This is a genomic window from Gordonia aichiensis NBRC 108223, assembly GCF_000332975.1.
Classification (GTDB): domain Bacteria; phylum Actinomycetota; class Actinomycetes; order Mycobacteriales; family Mycobacteriaceae; genus Gordonia; species Gordonia aichiensis.
This window is the reverse complement of sequence record NZ_BANR01000035.1, coordinates 1-22,629: the sequence shown is the minus strand read 5'-3', so window position 1 is coordinate 22,629 and position 22,629 is coordinate 1. Positions and strand designations below refer to the sequence as shown.

The window sequence follows — 22,629 nt, the reverse complement described above, 5'->3', positions numbered from 1 at the left end:
CATGTGACAAAAGTTGCTCGTGTTGCGGCGCGCCTCCCCGTCGTGACGCTGCACACGGTCAATCATGTGGTGCATGAAGATGCCCGCACTGCTCGCACGTAACTCCGAAGAACTGCCTGGCGTGTCCGGTATCGCCAGGATCGACAAGAACACCCGCCGTCTCCTCGATCGAGTCGGACCGGGCGACATCGCCATCCTCGACGAGGTCGATCTCGACCGCGTCACCGCCGACGCCCTCGTCGAGGCCAACGTCGGCGCTGTCGTCAACGCGTCTCGCTCGATCAGCGGCCGGTATCCCAACCTCGGCCCCGAGGTCCTCGTGGCGTCGGGCATCGTGCTCGTCGACGAGGTCGGTCCCGAGGTGTTCAAGCGTGTCAAAGACGGCGCAAAGCTGAGGGTCGACGACGGCAAGGTGTTCGTCGGCGAGCGACGCCTCGCGCGCGGCACCACACTCGACGAGCACGAGATCGCCGACATGATGATCGAAGCGAAGACCGGACTCGTCGATCACCTCGAAGCCTTCTCCGGCAACACGATCGAGTTCATCCGTAGCGAATCACCGCTGCTGATCGACGGTGTCGGCGTACCCGACATCGACGTCTCGTTGGTCGGCAAGCACGTCGTGATCGTGGGGGACGGGCCCGATCGAGCGACCGATCTTCGCGCACTCAAGCCGTTCATCAAGGAGTACTCGCCGGTGATCATCGGTGTCGGCGCGGGGGCGGACACCCTGACGAAGGCGGGCTACAAGCCGTCGCTGATCGTCGGTGATCCGGAGGAGATGAAGATCGCAACACTCAAATGTGGTGCGCAACTGGTGCTTCCGGCCGATACCGATGGGCATGCGACGGGGCTCGAGCGCATTCAGGACCTCGGCATCGGGGCAACGACATTCCCGGCCGCGGGCTCGGCGTCGGATCTCGCTCTGCTGCTCGCCGACTACCACGGTGCCGACCTCATCGTCACCGTCGGATACGGCGGGACCCTCGACGACTTCTTCGACCGCTCCCGTCGGGAGAGTAATCCGTCGACCTTCCTCACCCGTATGAAGGTCGGTCCCAAGCTCGTGGATGCGAAAGCCGTTGCGACGCTGTACCGCAGTCGGGTGTCGGGGGCGGCCGTCGCATTCGTCGTCCTCGCAGCACTCATCGCCGTGATCGCGGCGGTCATGTTGTCCAGCGCGGGTGGCGAGGTGACCGACTGGGTCGTCGCGCAGTGGGATCAGCTCGTTGAATGGGCCCGCGGGGTCTGGAACAGGTAGGCAATGATTTCGGTTCGGCAGCATGCGATCTCGCTCGCCGCGGTGTTTCTGGCACTCGCGGTGGGTCTGTTCATCGGCTCCGGGTTCGTGGGCGACAGGATGAACTCGTTGACCGGCACCAGTCGCGATCGCATAGGGGCGTTGCAGGACGAGCGTGACCAACTCAACGATCAGCTCAACAGCGCCAACAGTTTTGACACCGCGATCACCGGACGCGTGATCGGCGACACGTTGCGTGGACAATCGGTGCTGGTCGTGACTGCGCCCGGCGCGGCGGACGCCGACGTGGCCGCGGTGAAGGATGCCATCGGGGCCGCGGGCGCCAAGGTGTCCGGTCAGATCGGCCTGACGCAGCAGTTCGTCGCCGATCAGAAGTCTGAACAACTCTCGACCATCATCGATCAGACGATCCCGCCGGGGGCGACGCTTCGCGCCGAACTCGTCGACTCGGGTGGCCGCGCAGGAGACCTCCTCGGTGCGCTGGCCCTCGATCGTGGTGGGAAGGGGGCGGCGTCGTCCGACGACCGCCGGACAGGACTTCAGGCGCTACGCGACGGCGGGTTCATCGACTACGACGGTGCGGGCGCGGCCCCCGCCGACCTCGCAGTCGTGGTGACCGGTGGCGGTTATCCCGAGGATTCGGGGGCACAGGGACAGCTCGTCGCCCGCTTCGCCGCAGCGTTGTCGGGTCGTGGCGACGGCGGGGCGCTGCTCGGCCGTACAGGCTCCACCTCAGGCGGCTCGCCGATCGCGGTGGTTCGCGCGGACCCGGGTCTGAGCAACGCCGTCTCGACCGTGGACAACGTCGACCAGCAGACCGGCCGTATCACGTCGATCCTGGTGCTACAGGAAGAGAAGGACGGACGTAGCGGCGCCTATGGCACGGGGGCGGGGGCCAAGGCCATCACCGTCGGGGCCAAGCCCGCCGACCGGCCGTCGACCTGACGACTGGTCGGGGGATGGGTGTGGCGGCTGCGCCGGGCGGTGCAGAGCACGACGAGCATCACACCGCGCGCGATACCGCTCCCGGTGTGGCGACGCGAGGAACCGTCGATGGGTGTTACCCTGGAGTCCCGTAGGTCAACAGGTTTTCCGGCCTGATCCAGCCGACGGGAGAGACGGGTTTTGCGACCACTTCGCCACGTGCATGAAGGCACGAAGCACATATTCGTAACAGGCGGCGTCGCATCGTCGCTCGGAAAAGGTCTGACGGCGTCGAGCCTCGGCCAACTTCTCACAGCGCGCGGTCTGCGCGTGACCATGCAGAAACTGGATCCGTATCTGAATGTGGATCCCGGCACGATGAATCCCTTCCAGCACGGCGAGGTCTTCGTCACCGAGGACGGTGCCGAGACCGACCTCGACGTCGGACATTACGAGCGGTTCCTCGACCGCAACCTGTCCCAATCGGCGAATGTCACCACCGGGCAGGTTTATTCGACGGTGATCGCCAAGGAACGCCGCGGCGAGTACCTCGGCGAGACCGTTCAGGTGATCCCGCACATCACCGACGAACTGAAATCCCGAGTGCTGGCGATGCGTGCTCCCGGCGACGACGGTGAGGCGCCCGACGTGGTGATCACCGAGATCGGCGGGACCGTCGGCGACATCGAGTCCCTCCCGTTCATCGAGGCCGCTCGCCAGATCCGCCACGACGTCGGTCGCGACAACGTCTTCTTCATCCACGTCTCACTCGTGCCGTATCTCGCGCCGTCAGGTGAGCTCAAGACCAAGCCGACCCAGCACTCGGTAGCCGCACTGCGCAACGTCGGTATCCAGCCGGACGCGTTGATCCTCCGCTGCGACCGCGACGTTCCCGAGGGGCTCAAGAAGAAGATCGCGTTGATGTGCGACGTCGACATCGACGGCGTCATCTCCACACCCGACGCCCCGTCGATCTACGACATCCCCAAGGTCCTGCACTCCGAGCAACTCGACGCCTACGTCGTGCGCAAGCTCGGGCTACCGTTCCGCGACGTCGACTGGACCGTGTGGGGTGAACTCCTCAACCGGGTGCACGAGCCGCGCGAAACCGTACGAATCGCGTTGGTGGGCAAGTACGTCGACCTGCCCGACGCCTATCTGTCGGTCACTGAGGCGATCCGCGCGGGCGGGTTCGCGTGGCGGGCGAAGACCGAGATCAAGTGGGTCCCTTCCGACGAGTGTGCGACCGAAGCCGGTGCACAGGCGGCTCTCGGCGACGTCGACGGTGTGCTCGTGCCCGGGGGTTTCGGTATCCGCGGGATCGAGGGAAAGCTCGGCGCCATCAGCTATGCGAGGCGGCGCGGAATTCCTCTGCTCGGGCTGTGTCTCGGACTCCAGTGCATTGTCATCGAAGCCGCGCGCTCGGTAGGGCTCGAGGACGCGAGTTCGACCGAGTTCGATCCCGATACCCCGTTCCCGGTCATTTCGACGATGGCCGACCAGACCGACGTCGTTGCCGGAGAAGCGGATCTCGGCGGCACCATGCGACTGGGCGCCTACCCGGCGACACTCAAGCCCGACACCATCGTCGCCGAGGCGTACGGTTCGACGGAGGTCTCCGAGCGGCACCGACACCGCTTCGAGGTCAACAACACTTATCGCGACAAGATCGCGGCATCGGGTCTCGTGTTCTCCGGGACCTCACCGGACGGCCATCTCGTCGAGTTCGTCGAATACCCCACGTCGATCCACCCCTTCCTGGTGGGCACACAGGCACATCCCGAGCTCAAGAGTCGGCCGACGCGGCCACACCCGCTGTTCCGTTCCTTCATCGACGCGTCGCTGAAATACAAAGCAGCCGAGCGGCTTCCGGTCGACCTCGGCGACTATGATCCGCCGCCTGCCGCAGCGGTCGCCGGCGACGTCGACGACGTGGCCGTCACCGGTGTCGAGGTCGAGGAACAAGACGCTTGAGTGAGAGCACCGGGCCGGGTGCCCACCACTTCGAGGTGCGATCGAGCCGTGTCGTGTACGACGGAGCGATCCTCGCGCTGCGCCTCGACGAGGTGGAGATGCCCGGCGGACGGGTGGCCGAGCGGGAGGTCGTCGAGCATTTCGGGGCCGTCGCCGTCGTCGCGCGCGACGAGGACGGCAGAATCGCGATGGTGCGCCAATACCGGCATCCCATCGGACGCCGCCTGCTCGAGATCCCCGCGGGGCTGCTCGACAAGGGCGCCGAGGAATCGGCGCTGACTGCTGCCCAGCGCGAGCTCGCGGAGGAAACCGATCTACGCGCCGCGCGGTGGCAGGTCCTGGTCGATCTCGCGCTGTCACCTGGGTTCACCGACGAGGCATTGCGTGTCTATCTCGCCGAGGGCATCTCGCAGCACCATGTCGCCGAGCGCGAGGACGAAGAAGCCGATATGTCGTTGGAGTGGATCGCGCTCGACGACGCCGTCGCCATGGTCCTCGCAGGCGAGATCGTGAATGCGACTGCCGTGTCGGGCATCCTCGCGGTCGCGGCCGCCGACCGCAGCGACGTGCCCTTGCGGACACCCGAGTCGCCGTGGCGCGATCAACCCCACGCCTTCGCCGACCGCAAGGCGGGTCGGGCGTCGACGTGACCGGCACGGGGACGAGTGTGGACGACGTGGTGTCGAGGTACCTCGATCACCTCACCGTCGAACGTGGCATGGCGCCCAACACGCTTGTCTCCTACGGGCGCGACCTCGATCGGTATCGCCGATACCTCGCCGACCGCGGGATCGGTGATCTCGCCGAGGTCACCGAGAACGACGTGCGGGAGTTTCTCGTCGACCTGCGACGCGGCGACGAACAGGCCGGAACACTACCGCTCGCCGACAGCTCCGTCGCACGAACTCTGGTGGCCACCAGGGGTTTTCACAAGTTCGCCGCCGCCGAGGGTGTCGTGCATGCCGATGTGGCCCACGGGGTACGGCCGCCACGTCCGGCCCGACGACTTCCCAAGGCACTACCCGTCGACGATGTCATCGCGATTTTGGAGACGGCCGGATCGGGTGATCATCCGCGTGCGCTACGCGACCGCGCACTCCTCGAACTGCTCTACAGCTGCGGAGCGCGCATCTCCGAGGCGACGTCGCTCGACGTCGACGATCTCGACACCGAGTCGCGCACCGCGGTGCTGCGAGGCAAGGGCGGCAAGGAACGGCTCGTGCCCGTCGGAGGACCTGCCATCGAGGCGATCGATGCGTATCTGGTGCGTGGCAGGCCTGCGCTGGTGAGACGCTCGACGCCCGCGCTGTTCCTCAATGCGCGTGGTGGCAGATTGACGAGGCAGGGCGCATGGCAGGTGCTCGCCGACACCGCGGAGCGCGCGGGGATCGGGACGGCCGTGTCGCCGCACACTCTGCGGCACTCGTTCGCGACGCATCTGCTCGACGGCGGCGCCGACGTGCGAGTCGTCCAGGAGCTGCTCGGACATGCGTCGGTGACGACGACGCAGGTCTACACCCTCGTCACGGTGAACACCATGCGAGAGGTCTATGCGACGGCGCATCCGAGAGCGCGCTGAGTGTCGGAGAGATGCCCGTGCGGCGATGCTCCACGGCAACGGTGCAGTGACCTACTAGGCTGACAAGCGGCGTCGATGCGTCGAATAGGTGAGAGCGGATGACTTCGACCAGGCCGACATACCTGCCGGCGCGGCGATGACCAGTGAGAATGCATGACCAGCGAGAAAGGCGGGTACGTGAGCACACCGAGTACGCCGCGGTCGGGAGGTCATGCCGACAATCAGTACCGCCTCCACGTGACGCCCGGTGCTGATATCGACGAGGCCGACCATCCCGATGACGAGATCGGTCCCACCGGCAGGCCCTACCGGGATGTTCCGACGCCCGCGCCACTCGACCGACACGGTCCCGCAACCGTGATCGCCGTGTGTAACCAGAAGGGCGGCGTCGGTAAGACGACGTCGACGATCAACCTCGGTGCCGCGCTCGCCGAGTACGGGCGGCGCGTGCTTCTGGTTGATCTCGATCCTCAGGGAGCGCTCTCTGCGGGGCTGGGCGTGCCGCATCACCAACTCGACGAGACCGTGTACAACCTGTTGGTTCCTCCGCACGCGTCCATCGAGGACGTGCTGATGCGCACCCGCGTCGAGAACCTCGACCTTTTGCCGTCGAACATCGACTTGTCGGCGGCGGAGATCCAGCTCGTGAGTGAGGTCGGGCGTGAGCAGGCCCTTGGCCGCGCATTGCATCCGGTCCTCGACCGCTACGACGTCGTGCTGATCGACTGCCAGCCGTCACTCGGGCTGCTCACGGTGAACGCACTGGCGTGTGCCGACACCGTGATCATTCCCATGGAGTGCGAATACTTCAGTCTGCGGGGTCTTGCGCTGCTGACCGACACCATCGAGAAGGTGCGCGACCGCTTGAACTTCCGCCTGACCCTCGGCGGCATCCTGGTCACCATGTTCGACGCGCGCACCCTGCATTCGCGTGAGGTGATGGCGCGCGTCGTCGAGGTGTTCGGTGACGCCGTGTACGACACGGTCATCGCACGCACCGTGCGGTTCCCAGAAACCAGTGTCGCGGGAGAACCGATCACCTCGTGGGCACCGAAGTCGGCGGGCGCCAAGGCGTACCGTGCGCTGGCCCGCGAGGTCATCGCACGCAACGTCAAGCAGGCATGACCGAGACCGGCACCGCCGGCGTCGAAGCTTCGGACGCCGAGGCCAAAGAAGTCGAAGCCCCAGACGCCGCGGCCGCGGAGACCGACCAGCAGGGCTTCCGGGTCAAGCTGGCCAACTTCGAGGGGCCGTTCGATCTGCTGCTGAACCTGATCAGCCAGCACCGGCTCGACGTCACCGAGGTTGCCCTGCATGCGGTGACCGATGAGTTCATCGCCTACACGCGGGAGATGGGTGCAGAACTCGGACTCGAGCAGACCACCGAGTTCCTGGTCATCGCCGCGACCCTTCTCGACCTCAAGGCTGCGCGATTGCTGCCGACCGGCGAGGTCGACGACCCGGAAGACCTGGCGTTGCTCGAAGCACGCGATCTACTGTTTGCGCGACTCTTGCAGTACCGCGCCTACAAGCAGGTCGCCGCGCTGTTCGGCGAACTCGAGGCCGCGGCTCTACAGCGCTACCCGCGTGCGGTGTCACTGGAACAGCGGTTCACCGCTCTTCTGCCCGAGGTGACACTCGGCGTCGACGCGAACGGGTTCGCCGAGGTTGCCGTTGCAGCACTCACACCACGCCCGGTGCCCACGGTCGGGCTCGATCACCTCCACGACATGCACAATGTGTCGGTGCCCGGGCAGGCGCGCCGGATGGCGACCCTGCTCTCGGCGCAGCCGGGAGTGTGGCTGACATTCCGCGACCTCGTCGCCGACTGTGTGAACGGCCTCGAAGTCGTCGGCAGTTTCCTCGGACTGCTCGAATTGTTCCGGGAGCGCGCCGTCGTCTTCGAGCAGCCTGAAGCACTCGGTGAGCTCCAGGTGTCGTGGACAGGCGAGCGTGAGACCGATGACCTGAGTATGGAGAAAGCCGAGGATTACGAATGACCGACATCGACGAGGAGTCGGGCTCCACGGACGCCGTCGAGCCGACGGATCCAGGGCAGACAGCGCTCGACGTCGGCGGTGGTGACGTAGACGGGGGCGGCGTCGACGAAGGTGGCGTCGATGGAGGCGGGACCGAGGAGGTCGAGACCGACGCCGCCCTCGACGACGATCGGCTCCGTGCTGCGCTCGAAGCGGTGCTGCTCGTCGTCGACACGCCGGTCACCGCTGACGAACTCGCGACAGCTGTCGGCGACGAACGGTCGCGTGTCCACGCAATGCTCACCGCCATGGCGGCCGACCTGACCGATGCCCGGAGCGGCTTCGACCTTCGCTTCGCAGGCGACGGCTGGCGGTTTTACACGCGCGCCGAATACGCGCCGTACGTCGAACGGTTGCTGCTCGACGGGGCGCGATCGAAACTCACCCGTGCAGCCCTCGAGACACTCGCAGTCGTCGCCTACCGACAGCCCGTCAGCCGAGCACGTGTGAGCGCCATCCGAGGAGTCAACGTCGACGGTGTGATCCGCACGCTCGTGGCCCGCGGCCTCATCAACGAGGTGGGTTCCGACCCCGCATCCGGTGCCACGACATACGGCACCACCGAGCTGTTCCTGGAACGTCTGGGTCTCGCCTCGCTCGGTGAACTACCCGATCTGGCCCCACTGCTACCCGACGTCGACGTCATCGACGACCTCGACGAGGAGCTCTCGTCCGACCCGCGATTCGCCAAACTGAGCGGTGGACGGTCAGACTCAAAGGGGGACGACCTACCCGACACCTCGTCGGGAGCCACCATCGACGACCAGGAATGACAAATGGCATCCGCTAGCCGTGACGGCACACCGGGCGACCGCAGGAGAAATGCGGGACGCACCGATCGAAAGAACACCGACCGAAAGAACACCGACCGAAAGAACACCGACCGAAAGAGCGCCGCAAGCGACGATCCGCGCGGCCAACGGTCGACAGGCGCCAAGGGCGGCTCGGGCCGCGCCTCCGGCAGGACAGCCGCAGGCAAGGCGGGAAGCGGACGAGGCGCCTCGGGTCGATCTGCCAGTGGCCGCAGCATCCCCGCCGGTACTGGCCGAGGCCAGCAGCCCTCCGCGAAGAAGCAGCATCGGAAGGGTCGCTCGACGCCCGACGTCGAAGCTGGTCGTATCAGGCTGAACAACGCCCGTCCCGCCCGCCACCAGATCGGCGCCGATGAGAGCGGTCACGCCACCTACGTCGACGACGGTGTCCGCTTGCAGAAGGTGCTCGCGCAGGCAGGCGTTGCGTCGCGGCGGGGTGCCGAGGAGATGATCGCTGCCGGTCGCGTCGAGGTCGACGGCGAGATCGTGACCGAGCAGGGTTTGCGCATCGATCCCGACACCGCCGTCATCCGCGTCGACGGCGCCCGCGTGATCATCGACGAGACCAAGCAGTACCTCGCACTCAACAAGCCCAAGGGCTGGCAGTCGACCATGGCCGACGATCAGGGCCGACCGTGTGTCGGAGACATCGTGGCCGAGCGTGTCATGTCAGGGCAGCGGCTATTTCACGTCGGCAGACTCGACGCGGAGACCGAGGGGCTGCTGCTGCTGACCAACGACGGTGAGCTCGCACACCGGCTGATGCACCCGTCTTACGAGGTGCCGAAGACCTATCTCGCGACGGTCAAGGGCGAGGTTCACCGCGGTCTGGCACGCACACTGCGTGACGGCGTCGAACTCGACGACGGGCCCGTCGCCGTCGACGGGTTCACCGTGATGGACGTCAATGAAGGCCAGTCGCTCGTGCGGATCACCCTGCACGAGGGACGCAACAGGATCGTGCGTCGGCTCATGGAATCGGTCGGATTCCCGGTCACGTCGCTGGTACGGACTCACATCGGCACTGTGGCCCTCGGCGAGCAGCGGCCCGGCACCCTCCGGGTGCTCGGTCGCGACGAGGTCGGCTCGCTCTACAAGGCGGTGGGATTGTGAGCGAGTCCGAGGCCGCTCGCGTCATCGCGATCGACGGCCCTGCGGGGACCGGAAAGTCCAGTGTGTCCAAGCGTCTCGCGGCACGGGTGGGTGCGCACTATCTGGACACCGGTGCGATGTATCGAGCGGCGACGCTTGCGGTGCAACGTGCGGGTGTATCCCTGGACGCGGCCGAGGCCATCGCGTCGGTGGTGTCCGGCGCGCAGATAGAACTCCGCGCCGACGGCTCCGGAGGCTCCCGGGTGTTCCTCGACGGTGAGGACGTGTCGACGCCGATCCGCACCGACGAGGTGACCAATGCGGTGTCGGCGGTGTCGGCGGTGCCGGCTGTCCGTACGAAGATGGTTGCGCTGCAACGACTTCACGCAGTCGACGATTTCGTCGTGGTCGAGGGCCGTGACATCGGGACCGTGGTGTTCCCCGGCGCGCAGGTCAAGATCTTTCTCACCGCAACACCCGAAGCGCGCGCACTGCGTCGACACCGACAGAACCTGGCCGCCGGACGCGACAGCGATCTCGACCAGGTTCTCGACAGCGTGAACCGTCGTGATCATCTCGACTCGACGCGCACCGTATCGCCACTCCGTCCAGCAGACGATGCGGTCATCGTCGACACCAGCGACCTGTCGCTCGACGAGGTCCTCGACGAACTCACCGGACTGGTCAAGACACGAACCGGAGGTGCCGTGTGACCGAGCACGATGACTTCACAACAACCGACGTGACCGCACAGCCGGGAGACGGCATCTGGTCCGACGAATCCGATTGGGATATCAGCGAATTCGATCTCGACGGAGAAGGTGGCGAAGCAGAACGCCTGCCGGTGGTCGCGATCGTCGGTCGTCCGAACGTGGGCAAGTCGACGTTGGTCAACCGCATCCTCGGCCGCAGAGAGGCCGTCGTCGAGGACATTCCCGGTGTGACCCGCGACCGCGTGTCGTATTCCGCGTCGTGGTCGGGACACCGGTTCACCGTCGTCGACACGGGCGGGTGGGAACCGGATGCCAAGGGGCTGCAGCAGGCCGTTGCCAGGCAGGCGGAGTCGGCGATGGAGACGGCTGACGTGATCGTCGTCGTGGTCGACGCCACCGTCGGAGCCACCTCGACGGACGAGGCGGTCGCACGGGTTCTGCGCCGGTCGAAGACTCCGGTGATCCTGGTGGCCAACAAGGTCGACAGTGAGAAGCTCGAAGCCGAAGCGGCATCGTTGTGGTCCTTGGGACTCGGTGAGCCGCATACGGTGTCTGCTGCGCACGGCAGGGGAGCGGGCGACTTGCTCGACGTGATCCTGGAGAAGATGCCGGAGACCCCGCGCGATACCGCGCCGGCGTTCGGCGGTCCGCGACGCGTCGCACTGGTGGGTAAGCCGAACGTCGGTAAGAGTTCGCTGCTGAACAAGCTCGCGGGCTCCGACCGTTCGGTGGTCGACAACGTCGCGGGCACAACCGTCGACCCGGTCGACGAACTCGTCGAGCTCGACGGAAGGCCGTGGCTGTTCGTCGACACCGCAGGCCTGCGCCGCAAGGTGCATACCGCGAGCGGGCACGAATACTATGCGTCGCTGCGCACGCGGTCGGCTCTTGAGGCGGCCGAGGTCGCGATCCTGCTGATCGATGCGTCGCAGCCGATCACCGAACAGGACCTGCGCGTGCTCTCGCTGATCATCGAGACTGGGCGGGCGTTGGTGATCGCCTTCAACAAGTGGGATCTGGTGGACGAGGATCGCCGCTACCAACTCGACAAGGAGATCGACCGCGAACTGGCCCGGGTGCCGTGGGCGCGCCGGGTGAACATCTCGGCGATGACCGGACGCGCGGTGCAGAAGCTGGTGCCCGCACTCGAAGGTGCGTTGGAATCGTGGGACAAGCGTGTCTCCACCGGTCAGCTCAACAACTGGCTCAAGGACGTCATCGCGTCGAATCCGCCCCCACTGCGCGGCGGACGACAGCCGCGCGTGCTGTTCGCCACCCAGGCGTCGGTGCGGCCCCCGACCTTCGTCCTGTTCACCACGGGGTTCCTCGAGGCGGGGTATCGGCGCTTCTTGGAGCGACGGCTGCGCGAGGAGTTCAACTTCGACGGCTCGCCCGTGCGGATCAACGTGCGCGTGCGCGACAAGCGAGACCGCCGCAAGCGTTGAGCGAAGGGCGCGGGGTGTTGTGGTCGAGCCGCCGCGGCCGGGTTTCTTCACCTCATCCGTGTGCCGCTACCTTCAGCACTGCCGAAGGTAGCGGCACACAGATGAGGTGGCTGGCGGTGGGATCGAGTGGTACGACGCTCCGACCAGGCGATTAGCGTCGAACCGTCGGTGTCCGCTAATGTTGTCGAGGCCCTCGCGAGAGGGCAACGGGCTGTGGCGCAGTTTGGTAGCGCACTTGACTGGGGGTCAAGTGGTCGCAGGTTCAAATCCTGTCAGCCCGACCATCTGACCAGCACTTATGTGCTGGATCAGGGTCACCGCGCAATAACCGCGCAATAGTCGGATATGACGAACGCCCCGCCGGATGGATGGCGGGGCGTTCTACCGATGAGAACTAGAGCCCGTGGAGGACTCCTCAATCTCACCTCTGATTCTACGCGGTGACCGTGCGACTTACCTGGACCTCGTAGTGGTGGGTTCGGCCGTTGACCTTGTAGGGCATGGCCGCGCCCTCCAGCGTGAACACTTGGGTCCCGATCAGGACCTTGGTCACGCTCTCCACGCGGGCGTCGGTGAGGACGAGGCGATAGACCACCGTCCGGCCCGAGGCGTCACGTGCGTATTGGGTATCGCCGGAGACCGGGATCACCGAGGCCCGGACGGCTACGTCCACCGTGGGGATCGGGTCCCCGTCCTGATTCTTGCCGCCACCGGTGCGCAGCTTCACCGTGTCCCGTAGGAGTAGGCGCGGCATTATGCGGCCCGCCGGCGGTAGCGGTTGAGGACGCCGAGCTCGGCCAGGGTGAACCCGGTGAACGCCTCGGAGAAGTTGACGACGCCGGTGGCGTAGCGCAGACCCTCCGGGTTGGCCAACATGCGGGCGGCGGCCATCTGGACCACCGCGTCCACGCCGGGGCGGTTCTGGCCCGAGGCGAAGCGGTGAGCCCCGCGGCAGTAGGCGTCCACCACGGCCTCGGCCATGGTGATGGCCTGGCCGGCCTGGGCCACGAGCTCGGTATCGGTGGTGAGCTGGCCCAACCATTTGACGAGATCCGTTGGCGTTACTGCCATCTCATCCTCCTAAATGGAAGTGACCGGCCTGGGAAACCGTGACGAAACCCAGGCCGGCCACGATTGTGGGGGCCGATCAGGCGGCGGTCAGAACCGTGACGGCCTCGGGATGGAGCAGACCGAGGTCATAGCGGGTCACCACGCGGATGGCCTGCTCGTCGTAGTCGGCGTATCGCTCCGAGAGGATGGTCACCGACGGCTGGAGGTCTCGGACCACGGCCACGTTGGTCATGTCCACCAACGCCGCCTTGCCCTCGGCCAGCTTGTTGGTGACGACCACCGGCACGCCGAACAGGACCTTGCGGCCCTCGGCGGTGAGATCCGGCTGGATCAGGTAACGGCCGTCGGCGTCCTTGATCTTGGACAGCGCGTAGAAGTCGGCGCCCGAGAGGAACCAGTGGGTCGGGGTGACCTCGTTGGCCGCTGCCAACGCCAGGGCGTCGATCAGGGAGTCGGGCTCGGTGACGTCCAGAACGCCGGTCTCCACGCCGGCCTGGGCGATGAGGCCCCGAACCGTGTTGCTGGCGCCGGTGCCGGCCAGGAGCGCGTCGTCCAGCTTGTTCGCCACGTCGGTGACGAGCCGCTGGCGCAGAACCGCGTCCAGGCCCACGACGGACTGGCGGGCCAGCTCGTTCGAGAACCGGATCAGGGTCTTGATCGACTTGAGCGTGGACGGCATGAGGTTGATCTCATCGAACTGGACGTCGGCCTCGGGGATGAGCTCGGACTCACCGACCCAACCGGGCGCCGAGCCGGCGGCGATACGCGGGATGCGCAGCGGCTCCGAGGAGTCGAAGATCTTCGGGCCAGCGGCCAGGACGACCGAGGCCGCCTCAAGTGGCTGGACGAGGAGGGACGCTACCTGTTCCTTGAGGAGCGCGCCGTTGGTTGCAGTGGTTTCAGCCATGGTGATATGTCTCCAAAGTGATTGTGTTTCAACAGTGTTCGCACTTTGGGCACCTGGCCACCTCGGCGGTCAATCATCTCGGCACCTGGCCGATATGTCCCACTATATGGGACGGTCCCCGTCCTCGGCAATGAGGACGGGGACCGTTGGGTGGCTCGGTCTATGCGTTCTGGCGGAGGATTCCGAGGAGGTCCACGCCTCCCGAGGTGCCGTTCTTGGCGCCCTGGGCGGCCCCACCAGGCGCGAACTGGCGCGCCTTGAGGTGAGGTTTGGCCTCCACCAACGCCGCGATGGCGACCTGGAGTGCCTCGGGGTCCTCCAGGTGCGCGGCCGAGAACGGGAGGTCGGCCGGATCGGCCAGGAGTCCGGTAGCGCGGACGAGCTCGGAGTGGAGCCGCTCCTGGGCCGCGCGGAGCTGAGTCCGGTAACCGGCCGACTCCGAGCGGAGATCCTCCACGTAGGCCCGAGGGAACGAGTCCCCCTCGGGCTCGGCGGGGGCCTCGGCGCCGGCGTCGGTCGGCTCCTGGCCCTCGGTGGGTGCCGATGCCGTGGTGGCGTCGGTGGTCTCCTCGGTGCCGGCCGGCGCCTCGGTCTGGGCCTCGTCGGTGGTCTCGGTGGTCTTGTCGTCGGTCATGCCGCGTCTCCTGTCACGGTTGTGGTGGGTGCCGGTTTCGGACCGGCGGCCGGGTTCTCGATGCCCAGGCGTTCGCGGGCCTCCTCGGTGGTGAGGATGCCGGCGGCGTGGAGCTTGGTCACCGCGTCGGCCTCCTGGGCGGCCGAGCGGGTAGCGGGATCGGCCCACCGGACGCGGACGTCGTAGTCGGAGACCTCTCCGCCGTTCTCGACGGCCAGGATGAGCCGGCCGACCTGTTCCCAGGCCCTCCCGAACACGGCCTGGCGGGCCTCGGCGCGTGCGGTGAGCGCGGCCTCGGCGGCCCGGATGGCGTCGGCCGATGCCGGAACGCTGGTCGAGATCCCCAAATAGTGAGCCGGCAAACCCGAGACGGCCGACGCCTGTTGTAACAGGACCCGGACCGCCGTGTCGTAGCCGGTGAGGTCGGCGCCGGCCAGTTGGCCGAACTTGCCCTCGGGCGCCTCGTTGACCATCATTCGGTCGTTGTCGCCCACCGGGTTGGTGACGTCCAGGATCTCCTCCCCGTCCTCGTCCAGGACCGGGTTACCGTCCTCGTCGCGGCGGACCTCCTCGGCCAGCTCCAGGCCGGTGGCCCACCGACGCGGGCGGGCGCCGAACTCCGAGGCCGTGAGCATGTCGGCGGTGAGCTTGTTGATTCCGTCCACCACGGGGATGAGGTCGGAGAACTCCGAGACGCCGAACGTGTCCAGCGGTCGGTCCGAATTAGTCAGTGGCACAACGGGAACCGCCAGGAGTGGGTTGTCCACGGTCTGCACGACCCTGGCGGCGGTGATCTGGGCGCCGTCCCCGATCAGGTGCTCGATCCGGTCGGGCCGGTAGATGACCCACCGCGTGGCGCCCCCTGTGCCGTCGGGGCGGAGCTCGGTCCAGCGTTTGACCGCTGCCAGGACCTCGTGAGAGCCGGCGTCACGGTAGACCGCGACCTGGGCGCCCGACTCCACCGACGCAACGGCCTTGCCGGCGGCGTTGGCCCAGACGATCACCGAGGACTCACCGGTGGCCAATGCCTCCCGGTGGGCCTGGGGACTGGTCTGGTCCAGGTCCGAGCGAACCCATGCCGCCCAGAGCTCGGTCAGGCGTTGGCCGTCGGCGCCGGCGAACCCGGTCACGCGCAACCGCTCCGCGATGGCCGAGACCGCCAGACGGGGGAGGTTGACCGCGATTCTGTCGAACCGCTGGCCGATGGCCTTACGTGCCTCCGGGGAGAGGTAGGCCAACGGTTGTTGGCCGGAGTAATACTGGCCGAGCCGGTGCAGGGCCGGCGCCCGGACGTTGAGAGCCTGGTCCAGCTCGGCGTTGGTTGGGTCTGTCATGATGCGAAACTCCTTACGCGCCTTCGGTTTTTCTTGGTTGTGTGGTGTGCGGCCCGGTCCAAGGCCACGATGGCGGCCACGGCCGCGTCGATCTTTCGCGGTGAGCCGCGCTTGTCCTTGGCGATGAGGTCGCCTTGGGGCGTGGACTTGGCCACCGCGTTGCCGAGGTGGACCGCCAACTCCTCGGCGCCGTCGTGGGTCAGGCCGCCGGTCGTGACGGCCGCGTAGAACCGGTCCGTGGCCGGCGCCATGCGTTGGGCTAGGGCCGTGTTCCACTGGAGGACCCGACGCTCCCCATGCCGTGCCGCCCACGTCTCGATCTCCGAACGCCAACCCCACGGGTCGGCGGCCAGCTCCACGACGTCGTAGCGGTCGAACATCTCCCGGACCTTGGCGTCCACCTCGGAGCGGGGGACCCGCCAGCGTGGATCTCCCGGGTTCTGCCAGATGCCGGCCAGGAATACGTGCGGCCGAGGCCCCAGCGTGGCGCCGACGAGCGCGGTGGAGTCTCCCGAGGCCGACCCGTCGAACGCCAACACGACCCGCTGACGCGGCGCCACGCTGACCTCGGGGGCCGCCAGCTCCTCCCAGGCCCCCCACGGGAGCCACCGATCCACCTGGCCAACCCACTGGCCGAGGCGCAACTGGCGGAACACGGGCTCACGCAACGTCTGGCGGGCCGCCTCCATGCCGTCCTCGGCCAGGAACGGCCGCTCACACGCCAACGCCGGGTTGGCCGTGCGCCACGCCTGGCGGTCGTCGGTCTCGCAACCCTCGGGCGCGGTGAACTCCTTGAGCGCGAACGCAGGGTCATTGCCGGCGCGGCCGTGGGCCACGAGCTTCCACATGATCGAATCGGTAGAGCTGGCCGGCGTAGAGATAGCCAGCGTGAGCGACTCCGGACGCTTACCGGTGACCGACGAGACGGCCTCCCAGACCTCGGCGGTGACCACGTGGAGCTCGTCCACGACCAACAACGACGGGTCATGCCCGTGCAACGCTCCGGGCTCGGCCGGTAGCGGCGTGAGCGTGGCGTCATTCTGGGGGACCTCGATACGGTCCCGGAAGATCTGCGCCCGCTCGGCCAACTCCGGGGTGAGCTCGATCATGCGCTTGGCCATGCGCAAGGTGATGTTGGCCTGGCGTTGGTCCGAGGCCACCACGAGCACCTCGGCCGAGGCCGGCCCGACGAACAGTTCGGCCACCGCCAGCATGGCCGCCAGCGCGGTCTTGCCGTTGGCCCGAGGGATCGACACGAGGCCGGTACGGACCCCAGGCCGGAACACCTCCCGGATGATCTCGCGCTGGAACGTGCGCAGCCTCACCGGCTCAAGGGCGCCAACGCCCTTGGGCACGACGAGGTACTGGCCGATGAACCGCTCCCGACGCCGCGCCGGGTCCTTCGGGTAGCCCTTAAACGTCAACGGATCGGCCGTGATCGTCCCTTTTGGTCCGGCCCTCATGAGATCATCTCCGGATGACCGCACCGACGCCCCAGGAACAACGCGCTCTCTTCAACCGAGCAATCGAGATTCTCCAGGATGAGGCCGACGACTACGACGCCTTTGCCCATAAGGTGGCCGGCCACATGCAGCCCTTGCTTGACAAGGCGAACGCCGGGAAGGCCACTGAGCAGGACGTCGTAAAGCTCACCGGTCTGGCGATGAAGAACTCCACTGAGATCATCGCGGGACTGGTGCTCGTCGTGAACGCGCTCACCGCACTTCGCCAGCACGAGGTCGGTCCGGAGAAGGCCGAGACGCTGGAGCACGTCAAGAATGTGGCCGCGTTCCGTTCTGATTGGAACTAGCAAGGTTCACCTCCTGGAACCATCGTCTCACTATGTGAGATGTGAAACGCAAACTCTGACTCACCTGCGGGTGGCCTGGGCCTCTGACCAGGGGTAACCCCCCTGGGCGCTGAGTCGCCCGTGTGCGGCTTGGCGCGGCCCCGGCGGCTATTGCATGGCCGGCACACGACCTCGACGTCCTGGAGGCGTATGGACAGGCCCCGAGCTCGTCGCGCCCACGCCTCCGGGGAGTGGTCCGCGGTCAGGTCCTCGGCGGTCCCGCAATCAGTGCAGAACCGCTGGAGCCGGCGGGCGCGCTCGGAGAGCCGACGCCATCGCTTGTCGTAGCCGCGTTGTTCACGGGTAGGCCGGCCGGTGGTGCGCTCGTGCTCTGCCTTGCACTCCGGGCACCTCGTACCGTCGGCCGGTTCACCACAACCGAGGCAGACACTAAGAGGCATGACGGCCTCCTCGGGAGAGCTCGGTCTCGGCTCGGTACTCGCGCGCCTGCGCCAGCTCGGATCGGGCCTCGGCCTGGGCCTCACGGCCGGCCAGCCACTCGTCGCAGAGGTTGCGCAACTCCTCGGCCCACTCAGCGATGGCCAGCACCTCACGGGCGGCCGGGTCACTGCTCAGACGCTCGGCCACCTGCTCGGGCGTGCGTATGCCTGGCTTGGGCCTCACCACTCATCAGCTCCTCTCGTGAGATCCAGGCCGAGGGCGTCGTCCAGGCCCCGCCGATCCACGCCGAGGTTGCGCTCGGTCGTGCGCTTGTCGGCCGGGAGCGGGTTCTGTGTACGGTGGCGCGCCTCGCCGTTGATCCGGGCCGACGCCACTACTGACTTGCTCATGGGGGACTCCTCTGTCGTTGGGAGTCCTACCGGCGGGTTGGTTGCGGTGGTCATGGGTCAGATCCCGAGGTCCTTGTCGAGCTCCTCCCGCATGACTTCTCGCGTCTCCCGATGGGTCAGCGGCTCGTCGTCCACGAGGAGCTCGGTTGTGGCGTAGGCGTCCGGATCGGTGATCGCTTGGAGTCGGTCCCCAAGCCACACAATCGGGCGGACCTCCTCGTGATCGCCATAGCTGACCAAAGCCCAACCGGCCACCATGAGCCCTTCTCGGTCGGCGTTGTTGAACGTCCAGGCGTTCGTCCGAGGGTTGCCCTCAAACATCTGGATCTGCTGAATCTTCGGTCGTGTTGCCACGGTTTCCTCCTAGTTGTTGCGGTGGGTTGTTGGTCTGGACGAGTTGGGTAGCCCAGGCCCCGATATGGCAGAAATCCGTCCGGGACGAGCTCTCAAATCAGGTGCTAATGACCTGGGCTTTCTCACCCGTCCCCTCGTCCCGGTACAGAGACCGGGACGAGCGGACGAGTGGAGTGAGAACTCGTCCGGGACGACCTCAGGACGAGTTGGGACGAGGGACGAGTTAGCGGTCATCGGGTGGCCTTGGTGGGCTCCGCGTCAACCACTTGCAACGGCCTGGGACCGTTCGGCCGGCGGTACTCCTTGACGAACCGGAACCGGGCTTTGGTGGCCTCGATGTAGCCCTCGTTCGCCAGGGTCTTGACGTGCTCACGAACGGTCGCGGATCGGCCTCTGACGGACTTCTCGATCTCGTCCATGGAGAACCGGAACGACGCGGGTTCGTGCCGGTCGTCCTCGTCCAGCCATGCGTTGCGTCGGCGGACGATCTCCTCGGAGATCCGCTCCATGAGGTCCTCGTTCCGAGGCGTGCCCTTGGACGTGAGCGGACCGTCCTCGGCCATCTTCTCCGGGAGCTTGAGAGTCACCGAGAGCGAGTCGAACGTGGAATCCACCACGACCTCGGCGGCGACTTGCATGTTGCCGCTGGAGCCCTCAGCGCACCGAGGGCGCACATACCCGGGCCGGTCCTTGCCGATCCGCAGCCGTAGCTTGCCGATGCCGCCCCGCTTGGGATGCTTGACGACCTCCAGCGTGTATGCCGCGCCGGTAATGTCGGCCATCTTGGCCTGGGCGCCGATGGCCCACCGACCTCGGCCGTTGTCGGACTTGGTGACGTGATCGACCATGACCAGCGGGGCGCCGGTTGCCTCGGCCAGCTTGCGCGGGAGTATCCGCGTCCACTTGTTCACCTCGTCGTTGTTCATGCCCGAGAGGTCGAACGTGCCCAGGGAAGCGGTCACGCCGTCGATCACGATGAGGGCGTAGTCGGTGGCCAGGATCTCGGCCCATGCCTCCGTTGAGGCATCCGGCCGACTCTCGGGCCGGCGGTAGTCGAACCGTCCGATGATGGCCTCGGAGGTGGCGCCGAGCTCCCGTAGACGCGACACGACCGAGTGCTGGTCCGACTCGTAATCCAGGAACAGGACCCGTCCGCCGGCGTTGACGGTCTCGGCCGCAAGTGCTTGCAACACAAGGGACTTGCCCGACTCAGACTCGCCGTGAACCGAGTGCGTGTGGCCCGGGTAGAGCATGAACAAGCCGTCGTCTCGGCGCCAGGTCGTCGGCGTGATCGGTGGCTCGTCGCCGTTGACGATCCCCGCGAGGTCGATCCGGCCCCACGAGACGGCGTGCTGACGCTGCTCCTCGCGCGCCTCGTCCATAACCTCGCCTACGCGCCGAGGGCGTAGCCGCTCGTTCTCCTTCTCCGCAAGATCTAGGGCGCTCTGGAGCGTCTCGATCTCGTCGGCAACGTCGTCGTTCTCGATTACGACCGATTGTTCAGTCACCGACAGGGTGACCGTCCTGCTCATCGGGCGCCACCTCGGACGAGGTAGCCGATGCCCAGGCCGGCAACCCAGGAGAGGGAGGCCAGGCCGATGGTGGCCAGGAATGCGAATATCGTTGTCACGGTTTGGAACTCCAGCTCGGAGGGGCGGGGCGCGGTCCTACATGGGTTGGTGAGTGCGTCCCGCGTCACGCGGCGGAGTTGGGGCCGATATTGCGCGCGGCCTGGGAGACGAACCGGTCAACCTCGGCCGTGTCGATCCGGATGCACCGCGCCGAGAGGCGAACGGCAGTCAGGCGTCCCTCGGAGATCCAGCGGCGGACGGTTCGCGCGTCCACGCCGAGGTCCTCGGCAACGCGGGAGGGGGAGACGTAAGTGGGTTTCTTGGTGGTGGCCATGATGGCGTGTGCTCCAGTGGTCGGGGTCGGTGGACCCGCCAGTTAGGGAGCAGCTCCCCGCCGGGAGTGCCGTGCTGAGTATCCCTGGCGGAGCATCTCAGTCACGGTTTTTGTGCGTAGTGAGCAATGTAGGCGATAGGTCCGTTGCCTGTCAACCATGACTAACGTCGAAAACCGTTGCGCCCGTGTTGACTTGGTTTGTCAACACGGGCGCGAACAGGACCTATTCCGTCCACAAACCCTGAACGAGCCCGCGTGTCCGGGACTCTGTGGAGTGTGTGTAGCGGGCGCTCATCGCGGCCGAGGTGTGGCCCATGAGGACCATATGGTCGGCCAGGGTCGCGCCGGCCTGGGCGAACAGTGTGGCGGCCGAGTGGCGCAACCCGTGGGGCGTCAGCTCGGGCTTGCCGATGGCCTTGGCGGCGCGTTGGAACGAGTAGCGGAACGTGGAGGCGAACATCATCGCCCCGGTGCTCGTCGGGAACAGGAGCCCGTCGCGGCCGGGGAGTGCGTAGGTCTTGAGGTGCTCGGCCAGCGCCGGCCGCAGCCCCTCGGGGAGTGGCACGGTCCGCAGCGCGGCCCGCGACTTGGGCCGGTCCACGACGAACTCCCCGTCTACGCGGGTCACCGCTCGGGCCACCGTGACGGCCAGACCGTCCTTGCTCATGTCGAGATCCGAGCGGCGGAGCGCGGTCAGCTCACCGAACCGGAGCCCAGAGAACCCGGCCAGGAGAACCCACGCCCGATAGCGCGGCGTGATGGCGTCGGCCAAGGCCCGGATCTCAGCGGGGGACAGGGCCACCGGCTCGGACTTGCGGTGCTTCACGGCGCCGCGCTTCACCCGAGCCGGGTTGGCGGCCAGGATCTCGTCGTCCACGGCTTGGTTGAGAATCGTCCGTAACAGGCTGTAGGCGTTGGCATTCCGAGTCGGGTAGTCCTCCAGGCCGGCGAACCACTCCCGGATCTCGGCCACGGTCAGGCCCTTGAGCGAGCGATCACCGAGGCCCGGATAGATCACGTTGTCCAGGTAGCCGCGATTGAGCGCGCGGGTCCTCGGCTTGTGACGGTTGGCGGTCTCGGCGTGCCACTTCTCGGCGTAGGTCCGCAGCGTGAGGCCCTGGACGGCCTTGGCGGCCTCGCGCTCGGTCGGCGTCGTCCACGTCTCCAGGTCGATCTTGCGTTTCTCCAGAGCCAGCCAGCCCTCGGCGTCCTCCTTGGCCGCGTAAGTAGCCGGCGCGATGTAGACGTTGCCGTCGGGTCCGGTGTAGCTGGCCTGCCATCGGCCGCTCCTGAACTGGCGAATACGTCCGAACCCACGCCGCTTGCGTGCCATCCCTGCCTCCTCGTATTGCGCGCAATAAACGCGCAATACAAGGGTACATTCCCGGGTCTAACGTGCGCTTATGTCCGATCGGAGTTTTGGCATTCATGCATGTAATGGCGCCAGTCCGTGCAGGTCAAGGCCGGTTTCTGGTCCGCGAAACGCTACAGGTTCAAATCCTGTCAGCCCGACGTCATGACCAGCACTTAGGTGCTGGTCATTCGTTTTCGTGCGATGGGTGTGCGGCCCCTCACCGTCGCTGCGCCTTAAGGTTAGAGCCTCCGGAATTCGAACACTCAAACCCCACCGATGAAGTCTGCAGAGGCATGAACGACAGACCCCGGCCGCGTTCGTCAGCTCGTGGATCCAGTGCGGACGCGGCGTGGGCGTCCAGCTTTCTCTCGACGCTGCCCACGAACGCGCAAGAGGAGCTGCGATCGACTGCACTGACGATGACGATTGCTCCCGGCCGGACCGTATACCGTGCGTTCGACCAGCCACGTTTCGTGCTCCTGGTGTCCGGACTCGCTCGCGTTGTTGCTTCGTCGGCCGAAGGCCGCAAAGCGACGATCCGCTACGCACGCAGCGGCGACGTGGTGGGCGCGGTAGCTGTGGTGACCGATC

The 22,629-nt window shown here is 66.7% G+C and carries 24 protein-coding genes and 1 tRNA gene; 13 read left to right on the top strand and 12 right to left on the bottom strand.

The window, feature by feature from the left end; all coding sequences use genetic code 11:
• Positions 1-79: 79 nt before the first annotated feature.
• The 12 genes from steA to GOACH_RS21340 all read left to right on the top strand — a co-directional run bounded on the left by steA (position 80) and on the right by GOACH_RS21340 (position 12,123).
• The gene (gene steA / locus GOACH_RS21395) at positions 80-1,261 is read left to right on the top strand and encodes a putative cytokinetic ring protein SteA (RefSeq protein ID WP_005179809.1); all 1,182 of its coding nucleotides are present in this window, start codon (positions 80-82) and stop codon (positions 1,259-1,261) included.
• Positions 1,262-1,264: 3 nt separating this feature from the next.
• On the top strand, positions 1,265-2,206 hold the full coding sequence (locus GOACH_RS21390; RefSeq protein ID WP_005179807.1) for a copper transporter: 942 nt from the start codon (positions 1,265-1,267) through the stop codon (positions 2,204-2,206).
• 180 nt (positions 2,207-2,386) lie between these two features.
• On the top strand, positions 2,387-4,159 hold the full coding sequence (pyrG, locus tag GOACH_RS21385; protein WP_174320860.1) for a CTP synthase: 1,773 nt from the start codon (positions 2,387-2,389) through the stop codon (positions 4,157-4,159).
• Positions 4,156-4,809: an NUDIX domain-containing protein gene (locus GOACH_RS21380; RefSeq protein ID WP_005179803.1), complete on the top strand. Its 654-nt coding sequence runs from the start codon at positions 4,156-4,158 to the stop codon at positions 4,807-4,809. Before pyrG ends, GOACH_RS21380 begins: the two co-directional genes overlap by 4 nt.
• On the top strand, positions 4,806-5,738 hold the full coding sequence (xerD, locus tag GOACH_RS21375; RefSeq protein ID WP_005179802.1) for a site-specific tyrosine recombinase XerD: 933 nt from the start codon (positions 4,806-4,808) through the stop codon (positions 5,736-5,738). The genes GOACH_RS21380 and xerD overlap by 4 nt, the downstream gene beginning before the upstream one ends.
• 177 nt (positions 5,739-5,915) lie before the next feature.
• Positions 5,916-6,863, top strand: coding sequence for a ParA family protein (locus GOACH_RS21370; RefSeq protein WP_040519432.1), 948 nt, complete (start codon positions 5,916-5,918; stop codon positions 6,861-6,863).
• The gene (locus GOACH_RS21365) at positions 6,860-7,738 is read left to right on the top strand and encodes a segregation and condensation protein A (protein ID WP_005179799.1); all 879 of its coding nucleotides are present in this window, start codon (positions 6,860-6,862) and stop codon (positions 7,736-7,738) included. The genes GOACH_RS21370 and GOACH_RS21365 overlap by 4 nt, the downstream gene beginning before the upstream one ends.
• Complete coding sequence (gene scpB, locus GOACH_RS21360; protein ID WP_005179796.1) at positions 7,735-8,550, top strand: SMC-Scp complex subunit ScpB; 816 nt, start codon at positions 7,735-7,737, stop codon at positions 8,548-8,550. The genes GOACH_RS21365 and scpB overlap by 4 nt, the downstream gene beginning before the upstream one ends.
• Before the next feature lie 3 nt (positions 8,551-8,553).
• Complete coding sequence (locus GOACH_RS21355; RefSeq protein ID WP_005179790.1) at positions 8,554-9,702, top strand: pseudouridine synthase; 1,149 nt, start codon at positions 8,554-8,556, stop codon at positions 9,700-9,702.
• On the top strand, positions 9,699-10,394 hold the full coding sequence (gene cmk / locus GOACH_RS21350; RefSeq protein WP_005179772.1) for a (d)CMP kinase: 696 nt from the start codon (positions 9,699-9,701) through the stop codon (positions 10,392-10,394). The genes GOACH_RS21355 and cmk overlap by 4 nt, the downstream gene beginning before the upstream one ends.
• Complete coding sequence (gene der, locus GOACH_RS21345) at positions 10,391-11,839, top strand: ribosome biogenesis GTPase Der (protein ID WP_005179769.1); 1,449 nt, start codon at positions 10,391-10,393, stop codon at positions 11,837-11,839. The genes cmk and der overlap by 4 nt, the downstream gene beginning before the upstream one ends.
• A 207-nt stretch (positions 11,840-12,046) precedes the next feature.
• Positions 12,047-12,123, top strand: a tRNA-Pro gene (locus tag GOACH_RS21340).
• Between the two features lie 149 nt (positions 12,124-12,272).
• On the opposite strand, the gene GOACH_RS21335 is transcribed toward GOACH_RS21340, so the two are convergent.
• The 6 genes from GOACH_RS21335 to GOACH_RS21310 all read right to left on the bottom strand — a co-directional run bounded on the left by GOACH_RS21335 (position 12,273) and on the right by GOACH_RS21310 (position 17,248).
• Complete coding sequence (locus tag GOACH_RS21335; RefSeq protein WP_245551989.1) at positions 12,273-12,566, bottom strand: hypothetical protein; 294 nt, start codon at positions 12,564-12,566, stop codon at positions 12,273-12,275.
• Between the two features lie 26 nt (positions 12,567-12,592).
• Entirely contained in the window at positions 12,593-12,910 is a 318-nt protein-coding gene (locus tag GOACH_RS21330) for a hypothetical protein (RefSeq protein ID WP_005179766.1), read from the bottom strand.
• Positions 12,911-12,986: 76 nt separating this feature from the next.
• Positions 12,987-13,817: a phage major capsid protein gene (locus GOACH_RS21325; RefSeq protein ID WP_005179763.1), complete on the bottom strand. Its 831-nt coding sequence runs from the start codon at positions 13,815-13,817 to the stop codon at positions 12,987-12,989.
• Positions 13,818-13,977: 160 nt separating this feature from the next.
• Positions 13,978-14,451: a hypothetical protein gene (locus GOACH_RS21320; RefSeq protein ID WP_005179761.1), complete on the bottom strand. Its 474-nt coding sequence runs from the start codon at positions 14,449-14,451 to the stop codon at positions 13,978-13,980.
• On the bottom strand, positions 14,448-15,785 hold the full coding sequence (locus tag GOACH_RS21315; protein WP_005179758.1) for a phage portal protein: 1,338 nt from the start codon (positions 15,783-15,785) through the stop codon (positions 14,448-14,450). The genes GOACH_RS21320 and GOACH_RS21315 overlap by 4 nt, the downstream gene beginning before the upstream one ends.
• On the bottom strand, positions 15,782-17,248 hold the full coding sequence (locus tag GOACH_RS21310; protein WP_005179757.1) for a terminase large subunit domain-containing protein: 1,467 nt from the start codon (positions 17,246-17,248) through the stop codon (positions 15,782-15,784). Before GOACH_RS21310 ends, GOACH_RS21315 begins: the two co-directional genes overlap by 4 nt.
• A 14-nt stretch (positions 17,249-17,262) precedes the next feature.
• On the opposite strand from GOACH_RS21310, the gene GOACH_RS21305 reads away from it, so the two are divergent.
• Positions 17,263-17,595 carry a hypothetical protein gene (locus GOACH_RS21305; protein ID WP_005179755.1) on the top strand — a complete coding sequence of 111 codons (333 nt, stop codon included), beginning with the start codon at positions 17,263-17,265 and terminating at the stop codon, positions 17,593-17,595.
• A gap of 429 nt (positions 17,596-18,024) precedes the next feature.
• Here GOACH_RS21305 and GOACH_RS21300 read toward each other — a convergent pair whose 3' ends face one another.
• From GOACH_RS21300 to GOACH_RS21280, 6 genes are all read right to left on the bottom strand, one after another.
• Positions 18,025-18,258 (bottom strand): hypothetical protein, encoded by a 234-nt coding sequence (locus GOACH_RS21300; RefSeq protein WP_245551988.1) that lies wholly within the window; start codon positions 18,256-18,258, stop codon positions 18,025-18,027.
• Complete coding sequence (locus GOACH_RS23885) at positions 18,255-18,425, bottom strand: hypothetical protein (protein ID WP_157227912.1); 171 nt, start codon at positions 18,423-18,425, stop codon at positions 18,255-18,257. The genes GOACH_RS21300 and GOACH_RS23885 overlap by 4 nt, the downstream gene beginning before the upstream one ends.
• A gap of 57 nt (positions 18,426-18,482) precedes the next feature.
• Positions 18,483-18,779 (bottom strand): hypothetical protein, encoded by a 297-nt coding sequence (locus GOACH_RS21295; protein WP_005179741.1) that lies wholly within the window; start codon positions 18,777-18,779, stop codon positions 18,483-18,485.
• A gap of 230 nt (positions 18,780-19,009) precedes the next feature.
• Positions 19,010-20,311 carry an AAA family ATPase gene (locus GOACH_RS23180; protein ID WP_005179739.1) on the bottom strand — a complete coding sequence of 434 codons (1,302 nt, stop codon included), beginning with the start codon at positions 20,309-20,311 and terminating at the stop codon, positions 19,010-19,012.
• Positions 20,312-20,474: 163 nt separating this feature from the next.
• On the bottom strand, positions 20,475-20,684 hold the full coding sequence (locus tag GOACH_RS21285; RefSeq protein ID WP_005179734.1) for an excisionase family DNA-binding protein: 210 nt from the start codon (positions 20,682-20,684) through the stop codon (positions 20,475-20,477).
• 223 nt (positions 20,685-20,907) lie between these two features.
• A complete protein-coding gene (locus GOACH_RS21280) occupies positions 20,908-22,017 on the bottom strand; it encodes a tyrosine-type recombinase/integrase (RefSeq protein ID WP_005179717.1) in 1,110 nt (369 codons plus the stop codon).
• Positions 22,018-22,629: the final 612 nt, after the last annotated feature.